The organism is Streptomyces sp. NPDC007945, assembly GCF_042958885.1.
GTDB lineage: Bacteria > Actinomycetota > Actinomycetes > Streptomycetales > Streptomycetaceae > Streptomyces.
Map to the genome: position 1 here is coordinate 422185 of NZ_JBIBJV010000006.1, position 19063 is coordinate 441247.

The window sequence follows — 19063 nt, forward strand, 5'->3', positions numbered from 1 at the left end:
CGCCCTCGGCGGGCCCGGCGCCCGCACGACACCCGCCACCCTCCCCGTACCCCACCGCTCCGTACGGCAACGGTGTGGCCGGTCTGCCGTGCCGTCGGGGTCGGACGGGGCGGGCGGGATACCGTCGCCGGTATGGCCGATGACCGACGCGGATGGCCGCGGTGTCTGCTCGCCGGAGCGGTGTTCGCGGTGTGCATGGCCGGCACCACGCTCCCCACCCCGCTGTACCCCCTCTACCAGGAGGAGTTCGGCTTCTCCGAACTCGTCGTCACCGTCGTGTACGCCGTGTACGCCTTCGGCGTCCTCGCCGTGCTCCTCCTCGCGGGCAACGCCTCCGACACCATCGGCCGGCGCCCCACCTTGCGCTGGGGCCTCGCCTTCGCCGCCCTGAGCGCCGTCTGCTTCCTCTGCGCCGACGCCCTGGGCTGGCTGTACGCGGGCCGGCTGCTCTCCGGCCTCTCCGCGGGCCTCTTCACCGGCGCCGCCACCGCCTACGTCATCGAGCTCGCCCCGCCCGGCGGCGCCGCCCGCGCGACCCTCGTCGCGACCGCCGCGAACATGGGCGGCCTCGGCTGCGGCCCCCTCCTCGCAGGGCTGCTCGCCGAGTACGCGCCCGAGCCGCTCCTGCTGCCGTTCGCCGTCCACCTGGCCCTCGTGGCGCTCTCCGCCCTCGTCCTGCGGTGGCTGCCCGAAACCGTGGAGGAACGCCGGCCCCTCACCGCGGTGCGCCCCCGCAGGCCCGCCCTGCCGGCCCGCGTGCGGGCCGTGTTCGTACCCGCGGCCGTCGCCTCCTTCGTGGGCTTCGCCCTCTTCGGCGTCTTCACCTCCGTCAGCCCCGCCTTCCTCGCCCGCTACCTCCACGTCGAGGACCACGCCGTCAGCGGCCTCGTCGTCGCCCTCGCCTTCTTCTCCTCCATCGCCGGACAGGCCGCCGCGGGGCGGGTCGGCGCCGAGCGCTCCCTGCCGCTGGGCTGCGCCGTCCTCCTCGCCGGACTGGTCCTGCTGGCGCTCGCCCTCGCCACCGACCACCTGCTCTTCATCGTGCTGGCCGCCCTCGTCGGCGGCACCGGTCAGGGCCTCACCTTCCGCGCCGCGCTCTCCGCCGTGGCCGCCGCCTCGCCGCCCGACCAGCGGGCCGCCGTCATCTCCTCGCTCTTCGTCGTCGCGTACACCGGCATCTCCCTCCCCGTGATCGGCGTCGGCCTGCTGGCCGACCCCCTCGGCCTGGAGGGCGCGGGCCTCGTCTTCATCGCCTGCATGCTGGTCCTCGCCGTCGCGGCGGGCGCCTACCTCCTGCGGCGCGCCCGCGCCGGGACCGGCGCCGACCCCGCGCCGTGAACCTCCGGGCCGCAGGCACCCCGCCTCCGACTCCTGACACCCCACCGCTCCCTGCGCCGACCGTGCCCGCACCGGCGACCGGCCCCACACCGCCGGGCGGCCGTTCGGTTCACGAGGCGTCCGGGACGGTCCGGTTCTCCGGCGTCCCCGTCAGGTGGACGATCATCAGCTCGTGGTCCGCGCGCGCCAGCTCGCGGCCCTCGCCGTCGGTGAGCCTGCCCGTCACCTGGTAGAGGCCGCAGTGGGCCCGCCCGACGGGCATCCGCCGGGGCGGCAGCCGCACCTCGTACGGTCCGCCGCGGCGGAAGCCGCCGAGCGTCGTCCGGGTGGTGACCGGCAGGTGGTCGTCACCGGTGCGCCGCTCCTCGAAGGCGAGCCCGTCGACCGCGCGGTCCACCAGGAAGGTCAGCCCGACGCTCACCACCGCGCCCTCCGCGACCCGGAGCGGGCCCGGCCCGTCGGCCTCGGCGTCCAGGGCCACCGCGAGCCGCCCCCGTTCCTCCGTGTACAGGGACACGTCGAGGAGCCGGAGACCGGTCCCCGAACCGCTCACGGTGCCGCGGGTCCGCTGAAAGGCGGCGGGTCGTCACGCCGCGGCAGCCCGCCCGGCGCGCCCGGCGGCATGCCGTGCCCCGACCCCTCGTCGCCCGGTGGCGCGCCGTACTCCGGCAGGTCGCCGCCCGGGGCGCCGCCGGCGCTGTCGCTGGGACGCAGCCGTCCGCGCCAACCGCCCGTCGCGTGCGCGCGGTCCTCGATGAACTCCTTGAACCGGTGCAGGTCGCCCTCGATCCGCTGCTCCACCAGGCCCAACGCCTGCCCGATCCGGTCGGTCGTGCCGGAGGGCTCCACCTCCATCCTCAGCCGTACGCGGGTGTGCTCGTCGTCGACCCGCTCGAAGGTGACGACGCCCTGCTGCCGCACGTCCCCGCCGACCGTCCGCCACGCGATCCGCTCGTCGGGCAGCTGGTCGACGATCTCCGTGTCGAACTCGCGGGTCGCGCCCGCGACCTTGGTCCGCCAGTGGCAGAGCCGGTCGTCGAGCTGCCGGACCTCCTCGACCCCGTCCATGAAACGCGGAAACTCCTCGAACTGCGTCCACTGGTCGTAGACCTGCCGCAGCGGGGCCTCCACCTCGATCGTGTCGTACACCATGCCCGTCATCTCCCTGTTCGCGGCGCGGCTACCCGTCCCCGGATCCCGTAACCGTCGGGCCGTAGGGTGAGGAGGAGGCGAGCGGACAGGAGGACCGGATGGCCGGGGAGACGGTGGACGAGGTGCTGGCCGAGCTGGCCGCCCTGGACGACCCCCGGGCGCGCGAGGTCAACGCGCGGCGCGGCGACGACCACGGGGTGAACCTCTCCGGGCTGCGCGCGGTCGCCAAGCGGCTCGGGAAGCGGCCCCCGCTCGCCCGAGAGCTCTGGGCGACGGGCGACACCGCCGCCCGGCTCCTCGCCACGCTCGTCTGCCGGCCCAAGGAGTACGGGCGGGAGGAGCTCGACGCGATGCTCCGCGAGGCCCGCGCCCCCAAGGTCCACGACTGGCTCCTCACCCACGTGGTGAAGAAGAGCCCGCACGTCGAGGAGCTCCGCCCGGCCTGGCTCGCCGACGCCGACCCGGTCGTCGCGAGCGCCGGCTGGGCGCTCACCACCGACCGGGTCGCGAAGCGGCCCGAGGGACTCGACCTCGACGGCCTCCTCGACACGATCGAGGCGGAGATGAAGGACGCCCCCGATCGGCTCCAGTGGGCCATGAACCACTGCCTCGCGCAGATCGGCATCGAACACCCCGCCCTCCGTCCGCGGGCCCTCGCCGTCGGCGAGCGCCTGGCGGTCCTCCAGGACTACCCGACCCCCAAGGGCTGCACCTCGCCCTACGCCCCCGTCTGGATCACCGAGATGGTCCGCCGCCGCGAGGGCTAGGCCGGAGGCGACCGGCTCAGCCGGGCAGCCCGCCGTCCAGCTCCTCGAGCTCCCGCGCGTCCAGGGCGAGGTCCGCCGCCTTGGCGGAGTCGGTGATGGAGGCCGGGCGTCCGGCTCCCGGCACCGGGAGCATCGCGGGGGAGCGGGCGAGCAGCCAGGCCAGGGCGACCCGCTGCGGGCTGATCCCGCGTGCCGCGGCGACGCGGTGGAAGGCCGTGCCGGCCGAGGTGGGGCCCGAGGGGCCGTCCAGGGAGCTGCGGGAGATGCCGCCGAGGGGGCTCCAGGGCAGGAAGACGAGGCCCAGCCGCTCGCACAGCCGCAGCTGGGGCTCGCTGTCGCGGACCGCGGGCGAGTACCGGTTCTGCACGGAGACGAGCCCGTCGCCGAGGATCCGGTGCGCCTCGTGGATCTGGGCCGTCGTGACGTTGGAGACGCCGGCGGCGCGGATCGTGCCGGCGTCGAGCAGCTCGCGCAGCGCGCCGACGGATTCCGCCCAGGGCACGGCCGGGTCCGGCTTGTGCAGCTGGTACAGGCCGATCGCGTCGACGCCGAGGCGCGCGGCGGAGGCTTCGGCGGCCCGCTTCAGGTGGGCGGGACGGGCGTCGACCGTCCAGCTGCCGTCGCCGGGGCGGCCGCGGCCGCCCTTCGTGGCCACCAGGACCCGGGAGGTGTCGCCGCCGTACCGGGCCAGGGCGCGGGCGACGAGGAGCTCGTTGTGGCCCGTCTCGCCGGCGTGCCAGTGGTAGCTGTCGGCGGTGTCGACGAGGGTGACGCCGGCGTCGAGGGCGGCGTGGAGGGTGGCGAGGGCCCGGGCCTCGTCGGGGCGGTGCTCGATGGACAGCGGCATGGCGCCCAGGCCGATGGCGCTGACGGTGGTGTGGGCGAGGGTGCGGTAGCGCATCGTGAGCCGTTCGTGTGTCAGGAGGTGGCGGCGAGGGCCTCGGCGGCGGCGCCGGGCAGCCAGTCGGCGGTGCGGGAGAAGCGGAAGCCGAGCGCCTTCGCGCGGGCGTTGTCCATGGCGTAGTGGCGGTCGAAGGAGAACGGCGAGGCCTCGGCGCCGGCCGGCACGGTCCGGTACACGGCCTTCCGGCCGGCCGCGGCGGCGACGGTCCCGGCGAGGCCGTACACGTCGAGCGCACCGTCGGAGCAGGCGTTGACCGGGCCGGTGAAGGCGGCCGTGGCCGCCCACTCCAGCAGCGCCGCCAGCTCCTCGTGGTGGATGAAGACCGTGGGCAGCGCGTGCGCGTGCACGGCGATCTCCTCGCCGCGGGCCACGCGGTCCGCGTAGTGGGCCAGGCGGCCGGTGAACTCCCGCGCGCCGCCGCCGAGGACGTGCGCGCCGCGCACGGCCGCGAAGGCGAAGCCGCCCGCACGGGCGAGCACCGCCTCGGCCTGCCGCTTGCCCTCGGCGTAGTGCGCCTCCAGGTAGGCGGCGTCGTGCCAGGGGAGGTCCGGGGCCACCGGCCAGGTGGCCGGGTCGACGCTCTCCTCCCGCACCGGCGTCCCCGGCGGCAGCGCCGGCAGGGCGGCGGTCGCGGGGTCGTAGACCTCGATCGTGGAGGTCATGACGTACCGCCGGGTGCGGCCGGCGAAGGCGCGGGCGGCGACGGCCGCCTGGACGGGGGTGTAGCAGACCTGGTCGACCACGGTGTCGAAGGAGCGGTCGGCGAGCGCGGCGGCCAGGGCGGCCTCGTCGTCGCGGTCGACGACGAGGTGCCCGACGCCTGCGGGCGGCGCGGAGGAGCCCCGGTTGATCACGGTGACCTCGTGGCCCGCCGCCCGCAGGCGTTCGACCAGCAGTTTTCCGAAGTATCGGCTTCCGCCGACGACGCAGATCCTTTGCATGCCCTCATCGTGGGCACCTATCGTCGCCAGCAGAAGTCCCGGCTTTCTGCCTGCGTATGAAGGAAAACTGTTGATCGATGTCCAGCGGCTCCGTGTCCTGCGTGCGGTGGCGGAGCACGGCAGCTTCAACCGGGCCGCCGCGGCCCTCTGCCTCACCCCCTCGGCGGTCTCCCAGCAGGTGGCCGCGCTGGAGCGGGGCCTGGGCGCCCGGGTGGTGGCCCGCAGCACCCGCGGTGTGACGCTCACCCGGGCCGGGCGGATCATGGTGGGCGCCGCCGAGTCCGTCGCGGCGGAGCTCGCCGAGGCGCGCCGGCGCATCGCCGCGCTCGACACCGGCCGCACCCAGCTGACCGTCGCCGCCTTCACCAGCGGCGGCAGGCTCCTGCTGCCCGACGCCCTCGCCCGGCTCATGGCGGCCCACCCGCGCACCGTGCTCCACGTGAGGGAGGGCGAGCCCGAGGACACCCTTCCGCTGGTCCGCCAGGGCGCCGTGGACCTCGCCCTCGCCTACCACTTCGACGGCCCGCTGCCCGTCGGCCCCGGCACCGGCCGGGGCCTGGAGTGGACGCCGCTCCTGGAGGACCCGCTGCACGTCGTCCTGCCGGAGGGGCACCGGCTCGCCCGCCGCGCCGCGCTCGACCTGGTGGACCTGGCGGCCGAACCCTGGGTGCTCGGCTGCCTGAAGACCGAGGCGTACCTGCGGCGCTTCGCCGAGCGCGCGGGCTTCGACCCGGAGATCCGCGGGACCACCACCGACTACTTCTTCGCCCGTTCCCTCGTCGCCGCGGGCCTGGGGATCTCCCTGGTCCCCTCCATCGCGCTCGACCCCGAGGTGCCGGGCGTGCGCGCCGTCCCGATCGCGCCGCCGGGCCCGGTCCGGCACATCGGCGTCGCCACGATCGGCGGCCGTGACCGGCCGCACGTCACCGCGCTCGTCGAAGCCCTGCGCGTGGGGGCGGGGCGGCACGGCGGGGGGTGATCCGCCGACCGGCGGCGGTATTTCCCCGCGCGGGGCCGTATTTCCCGTGCGGGGGCCGTCCGGACCGTTGACGGCCCCGCGGTCCGGCCACAAGGATGTCCACGACTCGCTTGGGAGCGCTCCCACACCGGTCGCGACGGCGTACCGGAGGGGGCGTTCCACCGACCCCCACGAGGAGCGGACGTTGAACCGACGCAGAACCGCCCTGCTGTCCCTGACGGCCCTGCTGGCGGCCGGCCTGACCGCCGTGCCCGCGGGCACGGCCGGCGCGGATCCGGTGGAGCAGATCGTGAACGGCACCTTCGACGACGGCACCGCTCCCTGGTGGACGAGCGGCGTCACCGCCGCCCCGGCCGACGGCGGGCTCTGCGCCGACGTGCCCGGCGGCACCGTGAACCGCTGGGACGCCGCGGTCGGCCAGAACGACCTCACGCTCGCCGCCGGGGAGACGTACCGCTTCGCCTTCCGCGCCGGCGGCACCCCGGCCGGCCACTCCGTCCGCGCCGTCGTCGGACTCCAAGTCGCCCCGTACGACGCCTACTACGAGGTCGTGCCCCAGCTCAGCGTCTCCGGCGACACCTACGCCTACACCTTCACCTCCCCGGTCGACACCACTCAGGGGCAGGTCGCCTTCCAGCTCGGCGGCGCCGCCGACGCCTGGCGGTTCTGCCTCGACGACGTCTCCCTGCTCGGCGGGGTGCCACCGGAGAAGTACGAGCCCGACACCGGCCCCCGCGTCCGGGTCAACCAGGTCGGCTATCTGCCCCGGGGGCCCAAGAACGCCACCCTCGTCACCGAGGCGACCACCCGGCTCCCCTGGCGGCTCGACGACGCCGGCGGCACCGCCGTCGCGCGCGGCTGGACGGTCCCCCGCGGAATCGACGGCTCCTCCGGGCAGAACGTCCACTCCATCGACTTCGGCCGCCACCGGACGCCCGGCGCCGGCTTCACCCTCACCGTCGACGGCGAGACCAGCCACCCCTTCGACATCGGCACCGCCGCCTACGACCGACTGCGCCTGGACGCCGCGAAGTTCTACTACACCCAGCGCAGCGGCACCCCCATCCGCGACGACCTGCGCCCCGGCTACGGCCGCGCGGCCGGCCACGTCGGCACCGCCCCCAACCAGGGCGACACCCGGGTCCCCTGCCAGCCCGGCGTCTGCGACTACACCCTCGACGTGAGCGGCGGCTGGTACGACGCCGGCGACCACGGCAAGTACGTCGTCAACGGCGGCATCTCCGTCTGGCAGCTCCTCTCCACCTACGAGCGCGCCCGGCACGCCCGCACCGGCGACGCCGACGCGCTCGGCGACGACACCCTCGCCCTCCCCGAGAGCGGCAACGGCGTCCCCGACCTCCTCGACGAGGCCCGCTGGGAGCTGGACTTCCTCCTGAAGATGCAGGTCCCCGAAGGCGAACCGCTCGCCGGCATGGCCCACCACAAGATCCACGACGAGCAGTGGACCGGCCTGCCGCTGCTGCCCGCCGACGACCCGCAGAAGCGCGAGCTCCACCCGCCGACCACGGCCGCCACCCTCAACCTCGCCGCCACCGCCGCCCAGGCGGCCCGCGTCTACAAGAAGTTCGACTCCCGGTTCGCCGCCACCGCGCTGACCGCCGCCCGCAAGGCCTGGGCCGCCGCCCTCGCCCACCCCGACGTCCTCGCCTCCGAGAGCGACGGCGTCGGCGGCGGCGCCTACCCCGACGCCGACGTCTCCGACGAGTTCTACTGGGCCGCCGCCGAGCTCTACCTCACCACCGGGGAGAAGGCGTTCAAGGACCACGTCCTGGCCTCCCCCGTCCACACCGCCGACATCTTCGGCGCCGTCGGCTTCGACTGGGCCCGCACCGCCGTCCCCGCCCGCCTCGACCTCGCCACCGTCCCCAACCGCCTGCCCGGCCGCGACAAGGTCCGCGCCTCGGTCCGCGCCGGGGCCGACCGCTACCTGGCCACCCTCAGGGCCCACCCCTACGGCATGCCGTACGCCCCCGAGGGCCAGCGGTACGACTGGGGCTCCACCCACCAGATCCTCAACAACGCCGTCGTCCTCGCCACCGCCTATGACCTCACCGGCGCCGCCGCCTACCGCGACGGGGCGGTCCAGAGCATGGACTACCTCCTCGGCCGCAACGCCCTGAACCTCTCCTACGTCACCGGCTACGGCGAGGTCAGCGCCCGGAACCAGCACAGCCGCTGGTACGCCCACCAGCTCGACCCCAAACTGCCGCACCCGCCCGCCGGCTCGCTTTCCGGCGGCCCGAACTCCAGCATCCAGGACCCGGTGGCCCAGGCCAGACTCCAGGGCTGCACCGGCCAGTTCTGCTACATCGACGACATCCAGTCCTGGTCCACCAACGAACTGACCATCAACTGGAACTCCGCCCTGACCTGGATGGCGTCCTTCGTCGCCGACCAGGGCTAGGAACCGGCCGCCGCGTCCGCTCCCGCCGCTGCCCGCGCCCCCTCCGCCCGGAAGGCGCGCCGGTAGGCGGCGGGGGTGGTGCGCAGGGCCTCGTGGAAACGACGGCGGAGGTTGACGGCCGAGGACAGGCCCACCCGGCGGGCGATGGTCTCCACCGGCAGGTCCGTCTCCTCCAGGAGCGCCCGCGTCGCGGCGACGCGCCGGTCGAGGAGCCAACGGCCCGGGCTGATGCCCAGCTGCTCGCCGAAGCGCCGGGTCAGCGTCCGGGGCGAGACCCGCGCGCGAGCCGCCATGTCCGCGACCGACAGCGGCTGTTCGAGCCGCTCGCCCAGCCACTCCAGGAGCGGCGCCAGGGAGTCGGCCGCGGGCCCGGCGGCCGGCAGCTCCGCGTACTGCAGCTGGCATCCCTCCCGGTGCGGCGGCATCACCATCCGCCGCGCGAGCCGCGCCGCGTACCCGGCGCCCTGGTCAGCGCTGACCAGGTGCAGGCACAGGTCCACGCCCGCCGCGCCGCCCGCGCTGGTGGCCACGTCGCCGTGGTCCACGTACAGCACCGCCGGGTCGACCCGCACCCGGGGGAAGCGGGAGGCCAGTTCGGCGGCGCGGGCCCCGTGGGTGGCGGCCCGCCGCCCGTCCAGGAGCCCGGCGGCGGCCGGCACGAACGCCCCCGCGCACAGGCCGACGACCCGCGCCCCGCGCGCGTGCGCCCGCCGCACCGCCGCCACCACCGCGGGCGGCACCTCGCCCCCGGCGGACGGCCCCCAGCCCGGCACCAGCACCGTGTCCGCGCCCTCCAGCGCGTCGAGGCCGGCCGCGACCAGCAGGTCGTAGCCGGCATCGGTCCGGACCGTCCCCGGCCGCTCGGCGCAGACCCGGAAGGCGTACCGCACCGGCACCGCCGTCCCGTGGTCGCCGAACACCTCCGAGGCGCAGGCCAGCGGGAACGCGGGCTGCGGTGGCATCAGCAGCGCCACCACCCGGTGCGGGGCGGGGAGTTCGGGCCGGGGCGGCGGGGTCATGGCGCGAAAGTACCCCATCGCGTCGGTCGGGACACTGGGGGCCGCCGAAAGTCCGGACCAGCATCGTCGGGTGACCACCGAGCAGCCAGCACAGCAGACCCGCGCCCTCCCCGCCGACCCCGACGGCGCACCGGCCCCCTTGTGGGACCGCCGGTTCGGCCTCTACTTCACCGCCCGCGCCGTCTCCCTCCTCGGGGACGCGATGATGCCCGTGGCCGCCGCGCTCGCCGTCGGCGCGCTGTACGGCGTGACCGGCGTCGGCCTCGTCCTCGGGGCCTGGACCGGCACCTTCGTCCTCCTCGTCCTCTTCGGCGGGGTCCTCTCCGACCGCTTCGGCGCCCGCCGCATGATGGTCGGCGCCGACCTCGTACGCGTCGCCACCCAAGGGGTGCTGGCCGTCGCCTTCTTCACCGGGCGGCCCGCGTTCTGGCTGCTCGTCACCATGGCGGCGGTGGCCGGGGCGGCCGTCGCGATGTTCCTGCCCGGGGTGAACGGCATGGTCCCGCACGTCACCCGCGACCCGCACCGGGCCAACGCCACCCTCAAGGTCGCCGACGCGCTCGCCCACCTCCTCGGCCCCGCCCTCGCCGGCCTGCTGATCGCCGTCACCGACGCCGGCACGGTCTACGCCGTCGACGCGGCCACCTTCCTCGTCAGCGCCCTCTGCCTGGCCCTGCTGCGCCTCGCCCCGCGGCCTGCCGACTCACCTTCGGGCGGCGGGGGTTCACTCCGGCGCGACCTGCGTCAGGGATGGCGGGAGTTCCGCGCCCGCACCTGGATGTGGGCCGTCGTCCTCATCTGGGTCGTCCACGGCGTGCTCGTCTTCGGCCCCCTGGTGCCGCTCGGCTCCACCCTGATCGGCACCCGCCTCGGCCCGGACGCCTACGGCCTGGCGGTCTCCGCCCTCGGCGCGGGCACCGTCCTGGGCGGACTCCTGGCCCTCCGGCTGCGCCCCGCCCGCCCCCTCGCCGCCGGTGCCGGCGCGATGCTCCTCTACGGCGCGATGCCCCTCGCGATCGCCCTGGACGCCGGGCTGCCCGCCCTCCTCGCCGCACACGCCGTCGCGGGGGCGGCGCTCGCCTTCTGGTCAGTGATGTGGGCCACCAGCGTGCAGACCCACACCCCGCCCGAGGTCCTCAACCGCGTCAGCGCCTACGAACTCGCCGGCTCGGTCTCCGGGATCTCCGCCGGCCAGCTGCTCGCCGGTCCGGCCGCGGCCCTCACCACCCCCCACCACTTCCTCCTCCTCTCGGCGGCCACCTGCGTGGCGGCGAGCGCCGCCCTGCTGGCCGTCCCGGCGATCCGCACCCTCCGCCGCGCCCGGGCCGACTGAACGCGGGGCCTACTCCTCTCCGGCGGGCGGTTCGTCCCAGTCCCAGGCGCCCACATAGGCGGCCGTGCCGGTGCGCCGGGCCTCCGCGAAGGCGGTCAGACGGGCGAAGTCGCGTGGCGGCATCAGCGGCCGCCACCGGGGGAGCGGCAGGACGCGCACCTCGTCGTGCTCCTCCGGGTCGAGGACGAGCCCCTCGATCTGCCGGTCGGTGAGCCGCCCGCCGTCGAAGACGTACCCGGCCGTCGCCAGCGGCCACGCGGCGCCCGGCAGCCCGAAGACGGCGGCCAGGAGCCGGGGCGGGCCGGGCACCACGAGACCCGTCTCCTCCTCCGTCTCCCGCACGGCGGTCCGCCACGGCCGCTCCCCCGCCTCGGCGGTGCCGCCCGGCAGCTGCCAGGGGTGGTCCGGGCTGTACACGGCGTGGAGCTGCACGGGCCGGTCGTCCATGTCGGTGAAGTACACCGCACCGAAGAGGGTCGCCTTCGGCAGCGTCGCGACGAACTCGTCGACCGGGAGCATCGCCCGGCACCCCGCCGGGGCGGTGGCGGGAGCGGGGGAGGGCAGGGGGTGCATGTCGGGCCTCCGGGGTGGGGGAGTGTGGAGCGGCTTCACCGGGTCCAACGAGCCCGACCCCCTCGGAGTGCACAGCGGTTTCGGCCGCGCCGCCCGCCCGCCACCTGCGGATACCGAGGCGTAGGGTGGGACCGCGTCCGACCTCCTCGACTCCGAAAGGCCGCCCATGAGCGAGCAGACCGTCGCCCCCGTTGTCCGCCGCGTCGACGAGCGCCACCGCTACGAGATCCTCGTCGACGGCGCCCGCGCCGGGCTGACCGCCTACCGGGACCGCGACGACCGCCGCGTCTTCTTCCACACCGAGGTCGACGAGGCCTACGCGGGCCAGGGCCTGGCGGGGATCCTCGTCCAGCACGCCCTCGACGACGTACGCGCCTCCGGCATGCGGATCGTGCCGGTCTGCCCGTACGTCGCCAAGTTCCTCAAGAAGCACGAGGAGTTCGCCGACATCACCGACCCGGTCACCCCCGAGCTCCTCCAGTGGCTGGACGCCCACCTGGGCCGCTAGCGCACACATCCCGGGCCTCCGGAACCGAAGGCCCTCCGGGCGGGCGGGCCCCGCCCGGGCCGGGTCCCGGGGGCCAGCCGTGCACGTGCGCCACGCTCCTGGCCCAGGGGCCAGCCGCGGGCGGGCGCCGCCCTGCCGGCCCGGCCCGGGAACCAGCCGTACACATGCGCCGCGCTTCGGCCCGCCGCCGGCCAGTCGTCCGCGCGCGAGGGGCGGCCCGGGGACCAGCCGCGCGCACGAGGAGCAGCCCGCGCCGAGCCAGAATCCTCGCGCGTTTCCCGTCGTCGCCCCCCCGGCCGGCACGCGGTCCACGCCGTGCTCGGCGCGCGGGCGCCACCGCCCCGCGTCCCGCGAGTGCCCCGCCGAGCCGCCGCGCGCCCGTCGGCGACGACGCCGTGCCCGCCCCGTCCCCGGCGGCGGACCCTGGACGCCGGGCACGGCCCGCGTCCCGTTCCCCCCCCGACCACCACCGGGAGCCCCCACCAGGCCTCCTCGCGCGCGCCCGCCCCCGGCTCCCGGGCCGCGCGGCCCCGCCCCCTCGCGCGCGGGCGGGCGGGCGGGAGAAAGTAGCGCGCACCGCCTCAATACCGCCTCGGTGCGGCGTCCCCCCGTGGGACCGGGCGTCCGCCCGGCTCGGCGGGGCGTCCGCCGGGGCGACGGTGAGGACCCCTTCGAGGCGTCGAATCCGCGTTGACGTCCGCGGTTGACTTGTGTGACGGGGGTGGGCTGTCAAGAGGGCGCGGGCGGGGCCGAGATGGCCTGAACGCATGCCGTCCGATCGGGGCACCGGGGCTCCCCGACGCCCCCACCGGCCCACTTGTCGGTGCGGCCCCCGCGCCCGTGGCGGAAACGCGACCGGAGGGGCGGTAAACCGACCCGGGAGCAAGATCACCGCATCGAGGTAATGGCCCTCGGCTCCTCAGGCGCGGCGCGGTGACGGGCCGTTACTGTTCCCCGGGTCTGGACGGACGGCCTGACCACCTCCCCCAGGCCCCCTCCCTCCGTACCCCCATTCCTCCCCTCGACCGGTCCGGCGTGCCGCCGTGCCCGGTCACCCTCGCTAAGGAGAGACCGGTCCGATGACCGTCGACACCAGCCCGGAAGCCCAGGCGGCACCCCCGCAGCAGTCCCTCAGCACCCACGCCGCGCGGAACCTCGCCTCGACCACCAAGTCGGCGCCGCAGATGCAGGAGATCACCTCCCGCTGGCTGCTGCGGACGCTCCCCTGGGTGGAGACCAAGGGCGGCGCCTACCGGGTCAACCGCCGGCTCACCTACACCGTCGGGGACGGCCGCGTCGAGTTCGTCCAGGACGGCGCCACCGTCCGCGTCATCCCCCGCGAGCTCGGCGAACTCGCCCTGCTCCGCGGCTTCGACGACGTCGACGTGCTCACCGCGCTGGCCGATCGCTGCGTCCAGCGCGACTTCTCCGCCGGCGAGGTCCTCGTGACCCGCGGCAACCCGGCCGGCGAGATCCACCTCCTCGCGCACGGCCGGGTCACGCAGACCTCCGAGGGCCCCTACGACGAGGACATCGCCGTCGCCGTGCTCGGCGACGGCGACCGCTTCGGCGAGAACGCCCTCCTCGACGCCGACGCCACCTGGGACTACACGGCCACCGCCGACACCGCGGGCACCCTCCTCACCCTCTCCCGCGCCGACTTCGCCGCCGTCATGGCGAACGCGCCGGCCCTCCAGGCCCACATCCAGGCGTTCTCCAGCCTCCCCGAGCAGGCGCAGAACAAGCACGGCGAGGCCGAGATCGCCATGTCCTCCGGGCACGTCGGCGAGGCCGTCCTCCCCGGCGCGTTCGTGGACTACGAGCTCAAGCCGCGCGAGTACGAGCTCTCCGTCGCGCAGACCATCCTCAAGGTCCACACCCGCGTCGCCGACCTCTACAACGGCCCGCACAACCAGACGGAGGAGCAGCTCCGCCTGACCATCGAGGCGCTCCGCGAGCGGCAGGAGTACGAGCTCGTCAACAACCGCGAGTTCGGCCTCCTGCACAACGCCGACTTCAAGCAGCGGATCCAGACCCACTCCGGCCCGCCCACCCCGGACGACATGGACGAGCTGCTCAGCCGCCGCCGGGGCACCAAGCTGTTCCTCGCCCACCCGCGCACCATCGCCGCCATCGGACGCGAGTTCAACGCCCGCGGGCTCTACCCGGACCACGTCGACCTCGGCGGCCAGTCCGTGCCGGCCTGGCGCGGCGTCCCGATCCTGCCCTGCAACAAGATCCCGATCTCCAAGGAGCAGACCAGCTCCATCATCGCCATGCGCACCGGCGAGGAGAACCAGGGCGTCATCGGTCTGCGCCAGACCGGCATCCCGGAGGAGATCGAGCCCGGCCTCTCCGTCCGCTTCATGGGCATCAGCGAGCAGGCGATCATGTCGTACCTCGTCACCACGTACTACTCCGCCGCCGTCCTCGTGCCGGACGCGCTCGGCGTGATGGAGAACGTGCAGATCGCCCGCCGCCGCGACTGACACCCCGTCCGTCCCGGTTCCGGGACGGACCACCCCACCCCAGCAAGGAGCTGACGGATGCCCGACCCCGGGCTCTCCCCCCTGCCGGCGCACCCGCCCGCGGCGGCGGCCCGCCTCGGGGCCGCCGTCCTCGCCGCCGTCCTCGCCGGCCCGGCCGCAGAGGCGCCCGCGCCGGCCGCCGCGCCCCGCTGGATCCCCGGCGGGCCCAGCGGACTCGGCACGTCCACCCTCTCCCTGGCCCGCCCGGCGGCGGTCCCGGACGCGCTCGCGGCGCCGGCCCCGGCGCCGACCGGGCTCCCGGCGCCCGCCGGGCCGCCGTCCGCCGCCTCCTCGGCGGCGGAGGGCAGGCCCGTCCCCGGCCTCTACTTCCACCCCGTCCCCGACCCCGACCCCGTCCGCGTGGACGAGGTCAGCCGCCGGATCAAGGCCTGGGCCGTGGACGAGATCCAGCTCTACCCGGACGAGTGGGAAGGGCAGTTCGACGGCTTCCACGTCGGGCGCTACATGGTGGCCTGCCACCCCGACGCCCCCACCGTCGACCACCTGATGCTGGCCACCCGGCTCATGGTCGCGGAGAACGCCGTCGACGACTGCTACTGCGAGGACCACGGCGGCTCGCCCATCGGCCTCGGCGGGCGCCTCCTCATGGCGCACACCGCGCTCGACCCCGTCCACACCACACCGGAGTACGCGCCGGCGTGGGCGGAGTCGCTCGGCTCGGACGCCCCGCGCCGCGCCTACCGCTCCGCCATGGACTACTTCGTCCGCGCGGCCTCGCCCTCCCAGGCCGACCGCTTCCGGCACGACATGGCCCGGCTCCACATGGGGTACCTCGCCGAGGCGGCCTGGGCCGAGACCGGCCACGTGCCCGAGGTGTGGGAGTACCTGGCCATGCGCCAGTTCAACAACTTCCGCCCCTGCCCCACCATCACCGACACCGTCGGCGGCTACGAACTGCCGGCGGACCTGCACGCCCGGCCGGAGACGCAGCGGGTCATCGCGCTCGCGAGCAACGCGACGACCATCGTCAACGACCTGTACTCCTACACCAAGGAACTCTCCAGCCCCGGCGTCCACCTCAACCTGCCGGTGGTGCTCGCCGAGCGCGAGAAGCTCTCCGAGCGCGACGCCTACCTCAAGGCGATCGAGGTCCACAACGACCTCATGCACGCCTTCGAGGCCGCCGCCGCCGACCTGGCCGCCGCCTTCCCCGTCCCCACCGTGCTGCGCTTCCTCAAGGGCGTCGCCGCCTGGGTCGACGGCAACCACTACTGGCACCAGACCAACACGTTCCGCTACAGCCTGCCCGACTTCTGGTAACCACCGTCCCGTGAGAAAGGGAACTCCTCTGTGACCACCGAGCTGACCTCCACCGACGCCTCCGCGATGATCCCCGGCCCGGCGACGCCGTACCAGGGCGACATCGCCCGCTACTGGAACGCCGAGGCGCGGCCCGTCAACCTGCGCCTCGGTGACGTGGACGGCCTCTACCACCACCACTACGGCATCGGCGCCGTCGACCACGCCGCCCTCGGCACCCCCGAGGACAGCGAGTACGAGAAGAAGCTCATCGCCGAGCTGCACCGCCTTGAGTCCGCCCAGACCGAGGTGCTCCTCGACCACCTCGGCACCGTCACCCCCGCCGACACCCTCGTCGACGCCGGCTGCGGCCGCGGCGGCTCCAGCGTCATGGCCCACCAGCGCTTCGGCTGCAAGGTCGAGGGCGTCACCCTGTCCTCCACCCAGGCGGAGTTCGGCAACAAGCGCGCCCGCGAGCTCGGCATCGACGGCCACGTCCGCGCCCAGGTCTGCAACATGCTCGACACCCCGTTCGAGAAGGGCAGCATCACCGCCTCCTGGAACAACGAGTCCAGCATGTACGTCGACCTCGACGACCTGATGGCCGAGCACTCCCGCTTCCTCAAGGTCGGCGGCCGCTACGTCACCATCACCGGCTGCTGGAACCCGAAGTACGGCCAGCCCTCCAAGTGGGTCTCCCAGATCAACGCCCACTTCGAGTGCAACATCCACTCGCGCCGCGAGTACCTGAAGGCGATGGCCGACAACCGCCTGGTGCCCCAGGCCGTCATCGACCTGACCCCCGACACGCTGCCCTACTGGGAGCTGCGCGCCACCTCGTCGCTGGTCACCGGCATCGAAGAGGCGTTCATCGAGTCGTACAAGGACGGCTCCTTCCAGTACGTGCTGATCGCCGCCGACCGCGTCTGATCCCCTGCGCGGCCGGTCACCGGGCCGGGCCCGTCCCTCGCGACGGACCCGGCCCTCAGCGCTTCCCGGCCCGCGCCGCGTTCCACCCGGCCAGCTCCGTCGGCCGGTCCGTGATCACCCCGTCCACCCCCAGATCGGCGAGCGCACGCCAGCGCGCCGGCGCGTCGACCGTCCACACGTTCACCGCCACCCCCGCCGCGCGCAGCTCCGCCACCGCGCCCGGACGGGCCGCCAGACCCCGGTCGGAGACGTGGTACGCGGCCAGCCCCAGCTCCCTCGCCACCGCCACCGGATCCGCGTCGAGCCGGTCCCGCAGCAGCGCCCGCGGCAGCTCCGGCGCCGCCTCCCGCACATACCGCAGGGTCACCGGCTCGAAGCTCTGCACCACCACCCGCTCCGCCATCCGCTGCTCCCGCACGTCCCGCACGATCCGCGCCACCTCCGCCCGGGAGTGCGCGCCCTTCACCTCCAGGAGCAGCCGCCCGCCCCGCTCCCGCAGGTCCGCCAGCTGCGCGGCGAGCCTCGGGACCCGGGCACCGGCGAAGGACGGCGCGAACCAGGCGCCCGCGTCCAGCGAGTCCAGCTGCGTCGAGGTCAACTCCCGTACCGCGCCCGAACCGTCGGTCGTCCGGTCCACCGTCGCGTCGTGCACCACGTACGGCACCCCGTCCCGGCTCGGCCGGACGTCGTTCTCGATCCACTCTGCCCCGCCCCGGCGCGCCACCTCGCCGGCGACCAGCGTGTTCTCGGGCGCCGCAGAGGACGCGCCCCGGTGGGCGATCACCGTGAGGGTACGGGCCGGGGCCACCGGCGGCGCCGGGGCGGCCACCAGGAGCGCGGCCAGCGCGGCGCCCGCGGGCGCGGCGCGGCGGAGGAGGCGTACGGGAGTCACGGCCGGTGACGCTACCCGGGCCCCGGACGGACCGGGACGCGACGCACCGGCGCGGAACCCTTCGGTGGTTCGTCCGGGTCTGCGGCATCGTGGGAGGGTGCCCGGAGCCGTGCCATGGGGGACACCGGCCGGGCCGAGAGACGAGGGGAACGCCACCCATGGACCACGCGACACCACCGAGAGCCGTCGACGCGCGGCGGAACGGGACGACCGACGACCGGCCGGGACGCGGCCGGGGCGTGCTCGAAGGCGCCTTCGCCCTCCTCGACGCGCTGCGCCGGTGCGGCGACGAGGCCGGCGTCACCGAACTCGCCCTCGCCTGCGGGGTGCCCAAGGGCAGTGCCCACCGGCTGCTCGACCAGCTCGTCGCCGTCGGCGCGGTGGAGCGGTGCGGCTCCCGCTACCGCGTGGGACCGCAGCTCTACTGCCTCGGGCAGGCCTGGGAACCGCACCCGGGCCTCCGCCTCGCCGCCCGGCTGCCCGTGCAGCGGCTGCGGGCCGCGACCGGCGCCAGCGTCGTCCTCGCCGTGCTCCGCGAGGACCGGGCCCTCGTCGTCGCCTCCGCGCCGGGCGAGCTGGAACCGCTGGTGCCGGTGCGCAACGGCACCGCGTTCCGCCTCGACACCGCCGCCGGAACCGCGCTGCGCGGCCCCCTGCGGGGCGGTCCGGTCCTCGACCGGGAGGACGTGATGGACGGCGTCTGCTGCGCCGCCTTCCCCGTCCGGGGCCGGGACGGGCGGACCGTCGCCGCGCTCGCCGCGATGGTGCCGGCCGGACGGCGGCTCGACGCGCTCGCCGAGGCCGTCGCCGGAGCGGGGGCGGCCCTCGGCCGCGCGCTGGCCCGCGGGGTGCCGCGCCGCTCGATCCCGCCCGCCGCGCTCGCCCCCTGACGCCGGTTCCGTTGAGTGGAACGCGCGTACAACGAGGCCGGGGTCCGACGGCACAGTAGGGGACGTGCCGGGGGAACGGCACGGAAGAGAAGCGAACGAACACCTTCGGGGGAGACACACCATGCGCAAGAACCGGATCGCGCGTATCGCCGCCACCGCCCTCCTCGGACTCGGCAGCCTCGCGGCCTTCGCCGGCACCGCCCACGCCGAGCCGATCGACTACGTGCGGATCGAACTCGTCGAGCTGCACTGCCAGAAGAACAGCGAGGGCGACCACGACGAGGCCTACCTCAAGATCACCGACGCCAACGGCAACGCCGTCAAGGTCTGGCCGGGCAGCGGCCTCAAGTACCAGACCATGGGCACCGGTTACGTCCGCTCCATGGCCGACGGCAACGGCAACGCCGCCCTCATCCTCGGCAAGGAGCAGGCCCGCACCCTGACGCTGTGGGACTACGACTCCACCAGCGGCGACGACAAGCTGGGCGCCACCCTCGTCACCGGCAGCGAGGTCGGCGCCGAGACCCAGTGGCGCAGCGTGGAGGGTTCCGGCGGGATCTACGTCATCGGCTACCGGGTCGTCGACATCTGATCGTTCCTCAGGAACGCCTGATGGCCGTGCCG

General features: G+C 75.2%; 18 protein-coding genes. 11 read left to right on the forward strand and 7 right to left on the reverse strand.

Annotated features, from left to right (window positions below; all coding sequences use genetic code 11):
• Nucleotides 1-132: 132 nt before the first annotated feature.
• Nucleotides 133-1338, forward strand: a complete 1206-nt coding sequence (locus ACFZCF_RS21610; protein WP_388446017.1) for an MFS transporter — start codon at nt 133-135, stop codon at nt 1336-1338.
• A 109-nt stretch (nt 1339-1447) separates the two neighbouring features.
• Here ACFZCF_RS21610 and ACFZCF_RS21615 read toward each other — a convergent pair whose 3' ends face one another.
• Both ACFZCF_RS21615 and ACFZCF_RS21620 read right to left on the reverse strand, forming a co-directional pair.
• Nucleotides 1448-1891, reverse strand: coding sequence for a hypothetical protein (locus ACFZCF_RS21615; protein ID WP_391288051.1), 444 nt, complete (start codon nt 1889-1891; stop codon nt 1448-1450).
• Nucleotides 1888-2490 carry an SRPBCC family protein gene (locus ACFZCF_RS21620; RefSeq protein ID WP_391288053.1) on the reverse strand — a complete coding sequence of 201 codons (603 nt, stop codon included), beginning with the start codon at nt 2488-2490 and terminating at the stop codon, nt 1888-1890. Before ACFZCF_RS21620 ends, ACFZCF_RS21615 begins: the two co-directional genes overlap by 4 nt.
• A gap of 98 nt (nt 2491-2588) precedes the next feature.
• On the opposite strand from ACFZCF_RS21620, the gene ACFZCF_RS21625 reads away from it, so the two are divergent.
• The gene (locus tag ACFZCF_RS21625) at nt 2589-3257 is read left to right on the forward strand and encodes a DNA alkylation repair protein (RefSeq protein ID WP_388446027.1); all 669 of its coding nucleotides are present in this window, start codon (nt 2589-2591) and stop codon (nt 3255-3257) included.
• 16 nt (nt 3258-3273) lie between these two features.
• On the opposite strand, the gene ACFZCF_RS21630 is transcribed toward ACFZCF_RS21625, so the two are convergent.
• The gene (locus ACFZCF_RS21630; RefSeq protein WP_391288054.1) at nt 3274-4158 is read right to left on the reverse strand and encodes an aldo/keto reductase; all 885 of its coding nucleotides are present in this window, start codon (nt 4156-4158) and stop codon (nt 3274-3276) included.
• 17 nt (nt 4159-4175) lie between these two features.
• Nucleotides 4176-5102 carry an NAD-dependent epimerase/dehydratase family protein gene (locus tag ACFZCF_RS21635; protein ID WP_391288056.1) on the reverse strand — a complete coding sequence of 309 codons (927 nt, stop codon included), beginning with the start codon at nt 5100-5102 and terminating at the stop codon, nt 4176-4178.
• A gap of 70 nt (nt 5103-5172) precedes the next feature.
• Here ACFZCF_RS21635 and ACFZCF_RS21640 point away from each other — a divergent pair, with 70 nt between their 5' ends.
• Nucleotides 5173-6081 (forward strand): LysR substrate-binding domain-containing protein, encoded by a 909-nt coding sequence (locus tag ACFZCF_RS21640; RefSeq protein ID WP_391288058.1) that lies wholly within the window; start codon nt 5173-5175, stop codon nt 6079-6081.
• 184 nt (nt 6082-6265) lie between these two features.
• Nucleotides 6266-8506, forward strand: a complete 2241-nt coding sequence (locus ACFZCF_RS21645; protein WP_391288060.1) for a glycoside hydrolase family 9 protein — start codon at nt 6266-6268, stop codon at nt 8504-8506.
• Here the strand turns inward: ACFZCF_RS21645 and ACFZCF_RS21650 are convergent.
• On the reverse strand, nt 8503-9525 hold the full coding sequence (locus ACFZCF_RS21650; RefSeq protein ID WP_391288062.1) for a helix-turn-helix domain-containing protein: 1023 nt from the start codon (nt 9523-9525) through the stop codon (nt 8503-8505). The two genes, ACFZCF_RS21645 and ACFZCF_RS21650, sit on opposite strands and share 4 nt — an antisense overlap.
• 70 nt (nt 9526-9595) lie before the next feature.
• On the opposite strand from ACFZCF_RS21650, the gene ACFZCF_RS21655 reads away from it, so the two are divergent.
• A complete protein-coding gene (locus tag ACFZCF_RS21655) occupies nt 9596-10858 on the forward strand; it encodes an MFS transporter (protein ID WP_391288064.1) in 1263 nt (420 codons plus the stop codon).
• Between the two features lie 9 nt (nt 10859-10867).
• Here ACFZCF_RS21655 and ACFZCF_RS21660 read toward each other — a convergent pair whose 3' ends face one another.
• Nucleotides 10868-11431: an NUDIX domain-containing protein gene (locus ACFZCF_RS21660; protein ID WP_388446046.1), complete on the reverse strand. Its 564-nt coding sequence runs from the start codon at nt 11429-11431 to the stop codon at nt 10868-10870.
• A 166-nt stretch (nt 11432-11597) separates the two neighbouring features.
• On the opposite strand from ACFZCF_RS21660, the gene ACFZCF_RS21665 reads away from it, so the two are divergent.
• The 4 genes from ACFZCF_RS21665 (at nt 11598) to ACFZCF_RS21680 (ending at nt 16657) form a co-directional block, all read left to right on the forward strand.
• Entirely contained in the window at nt 11598-11939 is a 342-nt protein-coding gene (locus tag ACFZCF_RS21665; RefSeq protein ID WP_388446049.1) for a GNAT family N-acetyltransferase, read from the forward strand.
• A 1079-nt stretch (nt 11940-13018) separates the two neighbouring features.
• Nucleotides 13019-14428, forward strand: a complete 1410-nt coding sequence (locus tag ACFZCF_RS21670) for a family 2B encapsulin nanocompartment shell protein (RefSeq protein WP_388446052.1) — start codon at nt 13019-13021, stop codon at nt 14426-14428.
• 57 nt (nt 14429-14485) lie between these two features.
• Nucleotides 14486-15748 carry a family 2 encapsulin nanocompartment cargo protein terpene cyclase gene (locus ACFZCF_RS21675; RefSeq protein WP_391288067.1) on the forward strand — a complete coding sequence of 421 codons (1263 nt, stop codon included), beginning with the start codon at nt 14486-14488 and terminating at the stop codon, nt 15746-15748.
• A 30-nt stretch (nt 15749-15778) separates the two neighbouring features.
• Nucleotides 15779-16657, forward strand: coding sequence for a geranyl diphosphate 2-C-methyltransferase (locus tag ACFZCF_RS21680; protein WP_388446058.1), 879 nt, complete (start codon nt 15779-15781; stop codon nt 16655-16657).
• Between the two features lie 55 nt (nt 16658-16712).
• Here ACFZCF_RS21680 and ACFZCF_RS21685 read toward each other — a convergent pair whose 3' ends face one another.
• Nucleotides 16713-17549 carry a glycerophosphodiester phosphodiesterase family protein gene (locus ACFZCF_RS21685; protein WP_391288069.1) on the reverse strand — a complete coding sequence of 279 codons (837 nt, stop codon included), beginning with the start codon at nt 17547-17549 and terminating at the stop codon, nt 16713-16715.
• A 158-nt stretch (nt 17550-17707) separates the two neighbouring features.
• Here ACFZCF_RS21685 and ACFZCF_RS21690 point away from each other — a divergent pair, with 158 nt between their 5' ends.
• Together ACFZCF_RS21690 and ACFZCF_RS21695 are read left to right on the forward strand one after the other, a co-directional pair.
• Nucleotides 17708-18439 (forward strand): helix-turn-helix domain-containing protein, encoded by a 732-nt coding sequence (locus tag ACFZCF_RS21690; protein WP_391288071.1) that lies wholly within the window; start codon nt 17708-17710, stop codon nt 18437-18439.
• A gap of 121 nt (nt 18440-18560) precedes the next feature.
• Complete coding sequence (locus ACFZCF_RS21695) at nt 18561-19031, forward strand: hypothetical protein (RefSeq protein WP_388446067.1); 471 nt, start codon at nt 18561-18563, stop codon at nt 19029-19031.
• Nucleotides 19032-19063 lie beyond the last annotated feature (32 nt).